Origin of the sequence: Paraburkholderia sp. BCC1886, from assembly GCF_900996245.1 — a bacterium.
Classification (GTDB): Bacteria; Pseudomonadota; Gammaproteobacteria; order Burkholderiales; family Burkholderiaceae; genus Paraburkholderia.
Window position 1 is genome coordinate 200,352 of sequence record NZ_CAAJGK010000022.1, and the last position, 12,982, is coordinate 213,333.

Annotated in this window: 13 protein-coding genes; 6 read left to right on the plus strand and 7 right to left on the minus strand. The window is 61.6% G+C overall.

Annotated elements, in window-relative coordinates; all coding sequences use genetic code 11:
• Nucleotides 1-48: 48 nt before the first annotated feature.
• Both FQ746_RS02510 and FQ746_RS02515 read right to left on the minus strand, forming a co-directional pair.
• Nucleotides 49-978, minus strand: coding sequence for a phosphatidate cytidylyltransferase (locus FQ746_RS02510; protein ID WP_144107215.1), 930 nt, complete (start codon nucleotides 976-978; stop codon nucleotides 49-51).
• A gap of 53 nt (nucleotides 979-1,031) precedes the next feature.
• Complete coding sequence (locus FQ746_RS02515; protein WP_144107217.1) at nucleotides 1,032-1,661, minus strand: lysophospholipid acyltransferase family protein; 630 nt, start codon at nucleotides 1,659-1,661, stop codon at nucleotides 1,032-1,034.
• Nucleotides 1,662-1,927: 266 nt separating this feature from the next.
• Between FQ746_RS02515 and FQ746_RS02520 the strand changes: the two genes are divergently transcribed.
• Genes FQ746_RS02520 through FQ746_RS02535 form a run of 4 tightly spaced genes read left to right on the plus strand, consistent with a single transcriptional unit; the run spans nucleotide 1,928 to nucleotide 6,145 of the window.
• The gene (locus tag FQ746_RS02520; protein WP_144107219.1) at nucleotides 1,928-2,545 is read left to right on the plus strand and encodes a CDP-alcohol phosphatidyltransferase family protein; all 618 of its coding nucleotides are present in this window, start codon (nucleotides 1,928-1,930) and stop codon (nucleotides 2,543-2,545) included.
• Nucleotides 2,542-4,308: a bifunctional alpha/beta hydrolase/class I SAM-dependent methyltransferase gene (locus FQ746_RS02525; protein ID WP_144107221.1), complete on the plus strand. Its 1,767-nt coding sequence runs from the start codon at nucleotides 2,542-2,544 to the stop codon at nucleotides 4,306-4,308. Before FQ746_RS02520 ends, FQ746_RS02525 begins: the two co-directional genes overlap by 4 nt.
• Nucleotides 4,305-5,696, plus strand: coding sequence for a phosphatase PAP2/dual specificity phosphatase family protein (locus FQ746_RS02530; protein ID WP_144107223.1), 1,392 nt, complete (start codon nucleotides 4,305-4,307; stop codon nucleotides 5,694-5,696). The genes FQ746_RS02525 and FQ746_RS02530 overlap by 4 nt, the downstream gene beginning before the upstream one ends.
• Nucleotides 5,696-6,145 carry a hypothetical protein gene (locus FQ746_RS02535; protein WP_144107225.1) on the plus strand — a complete coding sequence of 150 codons (450 nt, stop codon included), beginning with the start codon at nucleotides 5,696-5,698 and terminating at the stop codon, nucleotides 6,143-6,145. Before FQ746_RS02530 ends, FQ746_RS02535 begins: the two co-directional genes overlap by 1 nt.
• Before the next feature lie 17 nt (nucleotides 6,146-6,162).
• Here FQ746_RS02535 and speD read toward each other — a convergent pair whose 3' ends face one another.
• The 5 genes from speD to FQ746_RS02555 are packed head-to-tail and all read right to left on the minus strand — an operon-like array spanning nucleotide 6,163 to nucleotide 9,681.
• A complete protein-coding gene (gene speD, locus FQ746_RS02540; protein ID WP_144107227.1) occupies nucleotides 6,163-6,585 on the minus strand; it encodes an adenosylmethionine decarboxylase in 423 nt (140 codons plus the stop codon).
• Nucleotides 6,582-6,737 (minus strand): hypothetical protein, encoded by a 156-nt coding sequence (locus tag FQ746_RS34655; protein ID WP_186310616.1) that lies wholly within the window; start codon nucleotides 6,735-6,737, stop codon nucleotides 6,582-6,584. The genes speD and FQ746_RS34655 overlap by 4 nt, the downstream gene beginning before the upstream one ends.
• Complete coding sequence (locus tag FQ746_RS02545; RefSeq protein WP_144107229.1) at nucleotides 6,734-8,242, minus strand: DUF4178 domain-containing protein; 1,509 nt, start codon at nucleotides 8,240-8,242, stop codon at nucleotides 6,734-6,736. Before FQ746_RS02545 ends, FQ746_RS34655 begins: the two co-directional genes overlap by 4 nt.
• Before the next feature lie 9 nt (nucleotides 8,243-8,251).
• Complete coding sequence (locus FQ746_RS02550) at nucleotides 8,252-9,262, minus strand: SPFH domain-containing protein (protein ID WP_144107231.1); 1,011 nt, start codon at nucleotides 9,260-9,262, stop codon at nucleotides 8,252-8,254.
• Between the two features lie 32 nt (nucleotides 9,263-9,294).
• On the minus strand, nucleotides 9,295-9,681 hold the full coding sequence (locus FQ746_RS02555) for a DUF350 domain-containing protein (protein ID WP_144107233.1): 387 nt from the start codon (nucleotides 9,679-9,681) through the stop codon (nucleotides 9,295-9,297).
• A 166-nt stretch (nucleotides 9,682-9,847) separates the two neighbouring features.
• Between FQ746_RS02555 and FQ746_RS02560 the strand changes: the two genes are divergently transcribed.
• Entirely contained in the window at nucleotides 9,848-11,362 is a 1,515-nt protein-coding gene (locus FQ746_RS02560; RefSeq protein ID WP_144107320.1) for a polyamine aminopropyltransferase, read from the plus strand.
• Nucleotides 11,362-12,981, plus strand: a complete 1,620-nt coding sequence (locus FQ746_RS02565) for an FAD-dependent oxidoreductase (RefSeq protein ID WP_144107235.1) — start codon at nucleotides 11,362-11,364, stop codon at nucleotides 12,979-12,981. The genes FQ746_RS02560 and FQ746_RS02565 overlap by 1 nt, the downstream gene beginning before the upstream one ends.
• Nucleotide 12,982: the final 1 nt, after the last annotated feature.

Sequence of the window (12,982 nt, forward strand, 5' to 3'; positions counted from 1 at the left end):
TATTAGACTACTTGGCTACTAAATGCGTCGATTTTTGCGTCGAGAATTTTACGCGTACAGATAGCGGACCAGATGAAAGAACACGGGCGCGGCGAAGCAGATGGAGTCGACCCGGTCCAGCGCGCCGCCGTGGCCGGCGATCATCGAGCCCCAGTCCTTCGCACCCAGCGAGCGTTTGACGGCCGACAGCACGAGTCCGCCGACGAAGCCGGCCAGCACGATGGCAAGCGACATCAGAAACGCTGCGCCGAAGTTGAACGGCGTGATGCGGTACAGCGCGGCGCCGCACAGCGTAGCCAGCAGACCGCCGCCGATAAATCCTTCGACGGTCTTCGACGGACTCAGGCGCGGAGCGATCTTGTGTTTGCCGAACAGCTTGCCGACCACGTACTGGAACACGTCGCTAATCTGTACGACCAGCAGGAAGAAAAACAGCAGCAGCGCGTTTTGTCCTTCATAGCGCGGAATATCGAGTATCAGCAGCGCGGGCGCATAACTCAGCCCATACACGCAGACCATCAGCGCCCAATGAATCTTCGAATTGCGGCTAAGGAATTCATGGGTGTCCTGAGTGAGCGCGGACACGAGCGACAGCGTAATGAACAGATGCACCGGCACGAAGATCGAGAACATGCCATACCACTTCAACCAGAGCAGCAGGTACTGCACCGGAATGGCGATAAAGAACGCAATGAACAGCGTGGTGTGATCGCTGGGCGAAGTGGGTGTCAGCGTGATGAATTCACGCAGCGCGAGATACGACGCAAACGCGAACACCAGATACGTGGCGGCCGGCCCGAGGCCGATTGCGATGGCCATGACGGCAATCATTCCCCACCACGCGCGAATGCGCTGGTTCAGATTCGCGATGGTCGAACTCTTTCCGCCGTCACGCCACGCGAGGATCGCGCCGATGAGCGACGCGATCGCCAGAAAACCGGTTACGCCGCCCACGAGTTCCCAGAACGCTGTCCGCATAGTGTGTGTCGATCCGTTATGAAAGTTGAGGCATGCCCGAACGTACGGCGCGCTTAGAGGGGTTGCCGCACTGGCGACAGCGCCACCACGGCGTCGTGCGCGCGCTGCAGGAATTCTGTTTTGGGTTCGTTCTGCGCGAGCGCGAGGCTGGCGCCGAAATGCACTTTGCAGATCAGCGGTACGGGCCAGATGGCGCCTTTAGGCATGATGCGCTGCAAGTTCTCGAGATACACAGGGCACAGTTCGATATCCGGAAACTCGCTGGCGAGCCGGAACAGCCCGCTTTTGAAGGGCTGTGGAAGGGCTTCGGCACTCCGTGTGCCTTCCGGGAAGATGATGATCGAATAGCCGAGTCGCAATGCTTCGCGCACTGGTTCGAGCGGATCGCTATCGCCTTCGTGCTTGCGGTCGATCAGGACGACGTTCAGCAGGTTATTGGCGATGTGGACTTTCGTTCTGCCGCGCTGCCAGTAGTCGCGTGCCGCAACCGGTCGCACCATCGCGCGAATCTCGCGCGGCAACGCAGCGAGAATCGCTAGCGTGTCGATATGGCTCGTGTGGTTCGAGAAATAGATCTTTTGCGTTGCGCCCGGTGCGCTGCCGTGCCAGACCGGATAAGCGCCTGCCACGAGGCGCACCACGCCGAGCAGGAAATCCCGCTGCCACGCGTGCCAGATAATCATTGAAGACGACTCATCGACAGCACCCCTCGCGGCAAGCCGCAACGTCCTGGTTACAGGTCTATTTTCAATTAATAATTCGGCGATTCTTTCAGTGGCCGCATTATGCCGAGTTTCCACGCGCGATACCATCCCGTAAGCGGCTTTCGATCTCCTTGACGTTTTGCCTTGTTTAAAAGACGATGTCGCTGTTTCCAGTCATGGAAAGCCATCGCGTGGGCGCCGGACAAATCGCACGATTACGTTGCCGAACTGGTCGAGATATAAAAATGAGCGTGTACGCCTTGAAGCCGAAGTTTCAGAACCTGCTGCGCCCATTGGTGCGGCGGCTAGCGCAGGCGGGGGTGACGGCCAATCAGGTCACCGTTTTCGCCGCTTTGGGTTCGATCGCGGTGGGCCTCGTCGCGGGATTCGCCTTTCCGAATGACCGGCTATTTTTACTGCTACCCGCGTGGTTATTTTTACGGATGGCATTGAATGCAATCGACGGGATGCTGGCGCGTGAATTCGGCCAGAAAAGCGCACTCGGCGCCTATTACAACGAACTCGGCGACGTCGTATCCGACATTGCGCTGGTTTTACCGTTCCTCGTCATTCCCGCATTCAATCCGGCCGATATCTGGGCTTTCGCGCTAATCGCCGTCGTGGTGGAATGCGCAGGACTGATCGGGCCGCTCGCGGGTGCAACGCGCCGTTACGACGGGCCGCTTGGCAAGAGCGACCGGGCGGTGGCGGTCGGCGCGTTCGGCTTATGGGTGGGCCTCGGATTGCCGGTCGCGACATGGGCGGACTGGTTGTGGCGCGCGCTCGTATTGCTCTCGCTTATCACCATCGTCAAGCGCGTCAGGAACGGCGTTGCCGAAACCCGGCCCGGAGCACGACCATGACTGCTCGCCTAGCCGAAGAGCAGTCTTTCGCCACGCACGACGGGCAGCAGCTTTTCTATCGCTATTGGCCAGCGGCGGCCGATGTGCCGCGGCGAGGCGCCGTCATTCTGTTTCATCGCGGCCACGAGCATTCTGCACGAATGGCCCATCTGGTCGACGAACTCGATTTGCCGGGGCATGCGTTCTTCGCGTGGGATGCTCGCGGACACGGCCGCTCGCCGGGGGAACGCGGGTATAGCCCGAGCGCCGGAACATCGGTGCGCGATATTCAGACCTTCGTGGATCATATCCGCGACTTCTACGGCATTGCGCCCGAAGATATCGCCGTGATCGGGCAAAGCGTGGGCGCCGTGCTCGCGGCCGCCTGGGTGCACGACTATGCGCCACCGATTCGCGCACTGGTGCTGGCTTCTCCCGCATTCAGAATCAAGCTGTATGTGCCGCTCGCATTGCCCGGATTACGCTTGATGTTCAAGCTGCGCGGACGCTTCTTCGTCAACAGCTATGTCAAGCCGAAATTGCTCACGCACGACCCGGCGCGGATTGCCAGCTACCAGTCGGACCCGCTCATTGCGCGGGCCATTGCGGTCAATATGCTGCTCGATCTGCACGACATGGCCAAACGCGTGGTCGCGGATGCCGCAGCGATTACCGTGCCGACCCAGGTGTTGATTTCCGGCGCCGACTGGGTCGTGCACCGCAAACCGCAAGACCAGTTCTTCGAACGCCTGAGCGCGACGCGTAAGGAGCGGATCGTGCTCGACGGTTTTCATCACGATACGCTCGGCGAACTGGAGCGCGAGCGAGCAACCGGCCCGATCCGTTCGTTCGTGCTGCGTGAATTCGACACGCCGCAAGCGCCGGTTTCTTTGCTCGATGCGCATCGACACGGACCGTTCGCGGATGAATACACGGCGCTAAAGCAATCGCCGTCGGTGGCGATGGCCGCGTATTGGGCGTCGTTGCGCGGCGGCCTGCGCGTGTCGAGCCTGGTGTCCTCCGGTATTGCGCTCGGTTTTCAGCGAGGTTTCGATTCGGGCTCGTCGCTCGACTACGTGTATCGCAATCGGGCGGAGGGGCACTCGCCGCTCGGCAAGCTGATCGACCGGAATTATCTCGACTCGATTGGCTGGCGCGGTATACGTCAGCGCAAGCTCAACATCGAAGAACTGATAGCCGATGCGATAGCGCGCCTGCAGCGCGCGGGTGAACCGGCGCGGATCGTCGATATTGCAGCAGGACACGGCCGGTATGTGCTCGATGCGATTGCCGGCGCTACACGTGGCCGCGCGAACATCGAGCGTATTCTGCTGCGCGACTACAGTCCGCCGAATGTCGAAGCCGGGCGCGCGTTGATCGTCGAAAAGGGCTTTGGCGGTCAGGCGAGTTTCGAACTCGGCGATGCGTTCGACGCCGAATCGCTGGCTGCACTCGAACCTCGTCCGACGCTCGCCATCGTTTCGGGTCTCTATGAGTTGTTCAGCGACAATGCGCCAATCCGCGCTTCGTTGGGCGGACTCGCTCGAGCCGTCGCACCGGGCGGCTATCTGGTGTACACGGGCCAGCCGTGGCATCCGCAACTCGAATTCATTGCCCGCACGCTGAAGAACCATCGCGGCGAGCCGGCCTGGGTCATGCGGCGGCGCTCGCAGACCGAACTCGACGAACTCGTGGCAAGCGCGGGCTTTCGCAAGGTCGCGCAGCGCATCGACGAGTGGGGCATCTTCACCGTTAGCCTCGCTCAGCGGGTAACCGACGCATGAGTCGTCCGTTCGGCGATCGGGACAGTGGACAGCGCGCCACGTTCGCGGCCAAAGCCTTGCTGCTTGCTTCAATGGGCGCGATATTCTTCTCGACCTACGGTTTCGCCAACTGGCTGGCGGGACGGCATGCGAGCGTTCCGTCGTTCAGCTTTGCGTGGGAGCATGCCATCCCATTCTGGCCTTGGACCATCGTGCCGTACTGGTCGATCGATCTCTTCTACGCGCTGTCGTTTTTTCTGTGGATGTGGCGTACCGATCTGCTCGACCACGTCAAGCGTCTCCTGACCGTGCAGATCATTTCGGTCGTCTGTTTCATCGTGTGGCCGCTGCGTTTCGGTTTCGAGCGTCCCGCGGCGGATGGCGCGGCCGGTGCGCTTTTCACGCTGCTCGCGGGCTTCGACAAGCCGTTCAATCAGGCGCCTTCACTGCATATCGGCCTGCTGGTGGTGTTGTGGGCCGTCTACGGTATGCGCGTAACCGGTGCGTGGCGCTGGGTACTGCACATCTGGTTCGCGGCGATCGGCGTTTCTGTTCTAACGACATATCAGCACCATCTGATCGATGTACCGACTGGCGCGGCGGTCGGCTGCTTCGCGCTATTCCTGTTTCCTGTGCGGACTCGGACGGCGTCGAACCGCGATCCGGCGGATGCCGTCACGCTCCTGACGGCGCGGCGAATCGCGCGACTTTATGCGGTGGGCGCTTTGCTGATGGTGTTCGTGGTCTGGCTCGTCGTGCCGGTTTCGGTGCTGGCCGGGTTGCTGTGCGGTTGGCTCGCATTAGCCTTGCTAGGTACAGCCTGCGTTTATCTTCAAGGCGACGCCGCCTGGTTTCAGAAGCACGAATCGGGCAGCCATGCATGGGCCGCGCACGCGCTTTTCGTACCGACCATGCTCGGTGCGTTCATCAACTCGCGGGCATGGACATGGCGACAGTCTGTGCCGACACCGGTCGGCCACGCCTTGCTGATAGGCCGCACGCCGACGCGGCGCGAAGTACGCGCTGCGAACGCTACCGGGATTGTCGATCTCACGGCGGAAATGCCGCGCTGGACGCGTACGGATGCGCTCGTCCATTACCTATGCGTCCCGCAGCTCGACCTGGTGCCACCCACGCTCGCGCAATTGCAGCAGGCAGTCGCCGCAATCGAGCGTCTGCACGCGGAAGGTCGCACGGTACTGGTGTGTTGCGCGCTAGGCTATTCCCGCAGCGTGTTGAGCGTCGCGGCATGGCTGGCTATGCATCTGGACATTCGCGATGCGAATGTCGTGCTCGGGCGCCTGCGTGAAGCGCGACCGCAGGCCGTCGTGTCCGCGCAGAGTGCCGCGCTGCTGCAGCGATTCATCGACCGGCGCGAGCGTTTGCCAATAACAGAGGAGAGCGCGTGATGAACCGGCCTTTAGCGGCGACTCATCTCAAACTGTCAGCCGCACTCGGTCTGCTCGATGCGGCCTTCTTCATTGCGCTACTGACGCATGTGGCGGCGTGGGTTGGAGTAGGACTCGCTTTTACGTTGCTATCGTGGGCTAGCGTCGCGATGAGCGTGGCGAGTGTGGTGATTGCCATCGTGGCGCTATGGCTGCTGATTCGCGTGACGATCGACCGCCGCCTGTTCGCCGCGCTTTCGCACATGACTGGAACGTCGGGCGAAGCCGGCGGTCTGGAGGCGCTGGACCAGGCGCTGCTGGAACTCGGATGGATAGACCGGAAGAAAGCCGGCCGGCCGCTCGATGAACGTGTGCGTGGCGTGACGAAGCTGCTTCGACAAAGCGTTGCACTGGCTGTGCTGCAATTGCTGATCGTCGCCGCAACTGCATCGCACGGTGCGTTTTTCTAGCGAATGAGACGCCGCCTTCAGCCAGGCGTTGTTGATCCGCGCTCGCATGTTCGAACGCTCTGCACTTCGGCTCGTAACGCTCGAGCGATCCTGGCGACTGCGTGGCCGGCATCGGCGCGTCCACACATGAAAATATCCAGCGCCGCGAAGCGATGCTCGGGCCACGTGTGAATCGTGATATGCGACTCTGCGAGCAGAACGACACCCGTTACGCCTTGCGCACCGCCGAACCGATGAAAATGCGCCGATAACACGGTCGCACCGGCGGCGTGTGCGGCGTCCACCAGAATCGTTTCGAGCGCCGTGGCATCACGCAGCAGGGCGGCTGCGATACCGTCGAGATCGGCGAGCACATGCGTGCCGTGCGCATCGCGCGGCGTGAGCGTAGGGTGGGCCGCGCTCGTCCCGGTGCTTGTTTCGCTGCTCGTTTCGCTGCTCATTTATGCGACCCATACGACGAATAGCCGCTACGCGACGACGTCGAGCCATAACCGGAGCCGCCGCTGCCACCGCTGCCCGTCATCGTCGTGCAACTGAACATGACGACCACGGTGGCCGCGTAAAGGATGTACAGCACGTGCCGCAGCTTCACTTCGACTCCTGATGAAAGGACCGCCAGATCCACTCCGGCGCCCACAACGCCACCATGCCGACGACCACCAGAACCGTCGCGCCGTCGAATTCGAACAGCTTGTCGAAATTGATGAACGCCATGCCGACGGTCGCGACCCAGGGCCATGGACCGAAGCCGACGGTAGTCGCTTCTTTTGCGTCGCTGCCTGCGTTTGCCTTTGAAACGGTTTCCTTCTTTTGGGCCGCCAGCGCGGGCAGGCCGAAGCGTTCGGCCACCTTGTTATTGCCGATCGGTCTGGCACGCGACCAGACGATTTCAGCGGCGGTGGTTTCGCGAGTCATCTTGAAGTCGCGCCATTTGAAATCGACGATCGACGTGCTATCGCCGACCTGTACCCGCCAGTTGAATGCGCCGGCCACGTAGGTCACCTGCGCGTCGTAGCGCTCCTGCTCGCGATAGGTCTTGCCGCTTTCCAGTACCTTGCCGTCCTGGCTTAGCATCGGCCAGGTATTGAGCACCTCGACGCGCTCCCACGCGCCCTCGCTATGCACGAGCCACAGAAAGCCGCGTTCGAGGTGATGAAGCAGATATTCGTCCCAGACGGATTCGCCATCGGATGTACGGCAACGCATCACGCCGAGTACGGTGTACTTCGCGCCATCGAAGGTTGCGCTCGCACCGAGCGGCAATGCCGTTTCGATCGCTTCGACTTCGCGCTTCCTGGAAAACAGCGTGGTCTGTTCGGCACTGCAATCGACGCCCGCATGGCAGGCACCGCAAATCACGTAATTGGCGACGCCGACCGGACACTCGAGCGCCGCACCGCAACTCGGGCACGTGAACGCACCCAGTTCGCCGCGGTAGCGGCCGGCCGATTCGCGAATCTCCGCTTCGTCGCGTAGACCTCGACAGGCCAACGCGTCGAGCTCCACCGACTCGCCTTTGTAGACTACCGGTGCGCCGGAGTCCGAGTCCGAGTAGTCCAGCGTGATGAACCGGTCTTCATAACGAAAGTCCGCCACGCGTGCCTGCCAGCCGTTGCCGACGCTGAATGGCAATTCTCCTTCTCCGCCCACGCATTGCGCTGTGCGTATATCCGATGCGAGATAGCGCTGGCCGTCGAATTCGAACCCGACGCCCGGGCGCAGTGAATCGAAAAGCGGCAAGTTATTACCTGCGTTTTCCCGATTCTGCTGCGTGGTCACGGTGTATTGGCCGGACGCATCGGAGAGCCAGCCGAAACTGCCGTCGTCGAATACCGCATACCACTCTGTCCAGAATCCTGCGTCGTAACGCAACTGGATGCGGCCGAGCAGGGAGAACGGTCGCGACCCATGCGAGCCCGTCACACCGAGCTGCAGCGGCGAATAGTCCTCGAATACCGATGCTATTTCACCCAGCCGCTCGACCGCCTCGCCACGTTTGAGCAGCGTGCTGCGGCACGACGCGCACACGGTCATGACGGCCGCAGCGGATCGGAATTCGAGCGGTGCACCGCATTGAGGACACGAAGTACTGAACATCGATACGCTTTATTGAGTCAGCTTCGCGAGAATGTCGGCTTTCGCCTTCGCATAGTCGTCTTCGGTGACGAGGCCTTTGTCGAGCAGGGTCTTGAGTTGCTGAAGACGCTCGACGTAATCGTTCGACGGATTCGCCGGCGGAGTAGTTTGCGGCGTGTGCGGTGGCGCGTTCAGCGCGCCCGTCATGCTTTGCGCGATGGCCGCGCCGGCCGCGATTCCCGCACCGATTCCGGCGACGCCGCCCGGGTTCTGCGCCGCGAGCGGGATGGACTGCGCCGCCTGGTACTGCGCGAACCTGTTCAGATCGCCGCTCACGCCGACGCTAATGCGGGCGTCGAGTGCCTTCTGCAAGGCTTCGGGTAGCGACACGCTTTGCACGGTGAACGAATCGAGCGTGACCCCATAGCGCGCAAAGGTGGGCGCGAGCGCCGTGCCGATTCGCTGCGACAGGACTTCCTGATTCGCCGCCATATCCACGAAGGCAACGTCGGCGGAGCCGAACGCGACACTCATGGCGGTGACCACGAGATTGCGCAATTGCTGCTCCAGATCGTCGACCGTATAGACTGCGCGCGTCCCGCTTATCTCGCGATGAAACGCCGGCACGTCGACCACCCGGTACGAGTAAATGCCGAACGCCCGCACCTGCACCAGCCCGAATTCGCGGTCGCGAATCGTGACCGGCTGCGGTGTTCCCCAGCGGCGTCCCAACTGCAAACGCGTGCTGAAAAAGTACACGTCGGATTTGAAGGGCGACTGGAACAGCTTGTCCCAATTGCGCAAACTGGTGAGTACCGGCAGCGTACGCGTCGTCAGCGTGTAAAGACCGGGGCTGAATACATCGGCGATTCGCCCTTCGTTGACGAATATCGCCATTTGCGATTCGCGTACGGTCAATTGGCCGCCGTACTGGATTTCCTGATCCTCCATGGGAAAACGCCACGCCAGTACGCCGTCGCCGTCTTCCAGCCACTGCAGTACATCGACGAACTGTTTGCGAATAAACGAACCGAGACTCATGATGGACTCCCTGGCGTATGGCGCCGTGTGAATCAGGTGAGACAGGCTGCATTGATGATACCGACCACAAGCGAGGCCGTGCCCATTAACCCGCCCATTGCGGTATTGCGCGATTCGATCGCCTCGTTCATGCCGGGCAGCAGGCGCGTGAGCAATGCGTACGTGATGACCTGCACGACCATTGCACCCAGCGCCCAGATCAATACCAGCATGAGGGTGGAGTTATGAGCAATGCTCGAAGCAAGCGTCAGGCAGAAGCCGAGCAGGGCACCGGCAAAGGAAAGCAGCGCGGCGACATTGCCTTCGCGGATCAGACCCAATTCGTCGAACGGTGTGACCTTGAGGTAAACTGCCGCGAATATGAGAATTAGCACAAACGCCGACAGTAAATGAATCCCATAAGAAAAGGCATCATTCATTCAGTCCCCCGGATTGTGTATGCCGGGCATGCAGGTGCGAATGCCGATGTGGATGCAAACGCGCATGCCGATTGTGCCGGCCTCGATTATGGGTACAGCGTGATTAAATGCAACGCTGAAATCGTCGCTAGTATAGCCAGATCGGACCGGAGTGCCCAGCGCAATGATCCGGCATAATCGCATACTGATTCTTTCGGTACTGGTTCTCGCTTCATGCGGACTCGGTTATGAATTGATCAGCAGTACCCTGTCGAGCTATCTGCTCGGCGACTCGGTATTGCAGTTCTCATCGGTGATCGGCTGCTACCTGTTTGCGATGGGTGTCGGCTCATGGCTTGCGAAGTTTATCGACGACGACGACGTGCTCGACCGTTTCGTCGATATCGAGCTGCTGGTCGGTCTGCTCGGCGGCCTGTCGGCCGCGTTGCTGTTCGGTGTATTCGCGTGGCTCTCCGCGCCGTTTCGCGCGGCGCTCTATGCGATGGTGCTGATACTCGGCACGCTGATCGGCATGGAAATACCGCTGGTGATGCGCGCGTTCCAGCAGCGCCGCCAGGCGTTTCGCCATACCGTCAGCGACGTGCTGAGTTTCGATTATCTCGGCTCGCTCGCGGTCTCGCTGCTGTTTCCGCTCGTGCTTGCGCCGCGGCTCGGCCTGCTGCGCACGGGTTTTCTGTTCGGTATTCTGAATGCGATGGTGGCGTTGTGGACCACCCATACGTTTCGCGCGGAAATCAGTAACGTGCCGGGTAAGCTGGCGCGCGCCGCGCTGGTCATCAGTCTGCTCGGCGCGGGTTTCGCGTTGTCGGAGCGCATGACGCATTGGGCCGAGCACGGACTGTACGGCGACGAAACCATCTTCTCCGAGACCACGCCTTACCAGCGCATCGTGCTCACGCAATGGCACGACGACATGCGGCTGTATCTGAACGGCAATCTGCAATTCTCTTCGCGCGACGAGCATCGTTATCACGAAGCGCTGATTCATCCGACGCTCGAAGCACTGCCGTGGGCGAGGCACGTTCTGGTGCTCGGCGGCGGCGACGGGCTGGCCGTACGTGAGATCCTCAAGCATCGCAACATACAGACGGTCACGCTGGTCGATCTCGACCCGGCGATGACGCGGCTCTTTTCGACTTCCGCGCCGCTCGTCGAACTCAACCAGGGTTCGCTGAAAGACCCGCGCGTGCATGTCATCAACGACGACGCGGTACGTTGGCTCGAATCCAATGCCGACGTATTCGACGCCATCGTCGTGGACTTTCCCGATCCGACCAACTTCGGTCTGGGGCGCCTGTATTCGGTGCCGGTGTACCGGATGCTCGCGCGGCATCTGTCGGAGAACGGCTATGCGGTAATTCAGTCGACCTCGCCGTATTTCGCGCCGCATGCGTACTGGACGATTGTCGACACGCTGCGCGAGGCCGGCTTCAATACGTGGCCGTACCATTGCTATGTGCCCTCGTTCGGCGATTGGGGTTTCGTGATTGCGGGCAAGCGCCGCGACTATACGGTTCCAACCCACTATGCGGAGCCACTGCGCTGGCTCGATGCGCAAACCGCCGTCGAGATGTTTCATTTCCCCGCCGACATGCCCGCGTTGCCGATGGCGCCGAACCAGTTGAACGACCAGCCGCTCGTCCGCCTTTTCGACGAAGACTGGAAGCACGTGCTGCGCTAATGGACCGCCGCACTTTTCTGCTGACCGGCGCGGCGGCGTCGCTGGCCGCCTGTGGCCGCAACGGCTGGGTCGAGACGACGCCGTCGATCGATAGCCCTGGTATGCGCGAAGGGCATGCGCTGCGCGACCACCGTAGCTTGCCGGCGCCGTCCGGCACGCTTGAAACGGACATTGCGATTCTCGGCGCGGGCGCGGCCGGTTTGTCGTGCGCATGGCATCTCGCGCGGGCAGGGCACAAGGACTTCGTCGTGCTCGCTGGGCCCGAGTTCGGCGGCAATGCGGCGGGCGGGCGTTATGGCGATCTCGGTTATCCGAAGGGCGCGCACTATCTGCCGCTGCCTTCGATGGAATCGGTCCACTTGCGCGACATGCTCGCGGACCTCGGCGTGATCGAGGCGGATCCGTTCACCGCCCGACCGGTGTTCGACGAAACCGTGCTGGTTCATGCTCCCGACGAACGCCTGCTGATCAACGGGCAGTGGCAGGACGGACTCGTGCCCACACTCGGCGTGAGCGCTGCGGAACTCGCGCAACAGCAGCGCTTTTTCGCCTATACCGACACGCTGCGCACGGCCTTCGGCGACGACGGCCGCAAGGTGTTCTGCATTCCGCTCGCGCAGTCGTCGCAAGATGCACGCTGGCGCGCGCTGGACAAACGCTCGTTCAAACAGTGGCTGCTCGATGAGGGCTATAGCGCGCCTTCGCTGCACTGGTATCTGAATTACGCGTGCCGCGACGATTTCGGCGCGGGCTACGAAGCGGTGTCGGCGTGGGCGGGGTTGCATTACTTTTCGTCGCGCGGCGGTCACGCCCGCAATGCCGAAGACGGTGCGGTATTGACGTGGCCGGACGGTCTGCACAGCATGGTGAGCAAGCTCAGCGCGTCGATCACGCAGCGGGTGGGCGCCGCAACATGGCTGCGATCGGGATTCGCCGCGCGGGTCGACGAAAAGAGCCGACGTGTAGAAGTATTGTGCGTACGCGTGGGCAGCGATAACTCGCTCAGCACCTTCGTGCTCAGAGCAAGGCGCGTGGTCAGTGCCATGCCCTTATTCGTCGCTCGCCATGTGATACCCAGCATGAGCGCTCAGGGTTTCGATGCGTCGCGCGACTTACCGCCACGCGCGCCGTGGCTGGTTTCCAATTTCCTGATGGACGGCATGCCCCGTGAAGCGCAAGGCGTGCCGCTCGCGTGGGATAACGTGGTGTATCACGGTCCCGGGCTCGGTTACGTGGTGTCGACGCATCAACTGATTCGACTGTCGCCACCGCAGCGGTCGGTGTTTTCCGCGTATCAGGCGCTCGATGTCAGAACACCCGACGAGACGCGACGCTGGCTGGTCGCGGCACGTGCCGAGGATCTGCGCGAGCAGGCCGCGATCGATCTGTTCCCCGCCTATGGCCGCGATTTATGGCGTCATGCGGCGGCACTCGAAGTCACCGTGCGCGGTCATGCGATGGCTACGCCGGATGTCGGCTTTCTCAGCCGCCCCGGCTTGAACGCACTGCGTGAAGTCGACGGTCCGGTTCTTTTTGCGCATGCGGATCTGTCGGGTATGTCGTTGTTCGAGGAAGCTTCGTATTGGGGTGTGCTGGCGGCTCAGCGGGCCTCGAGGTAGG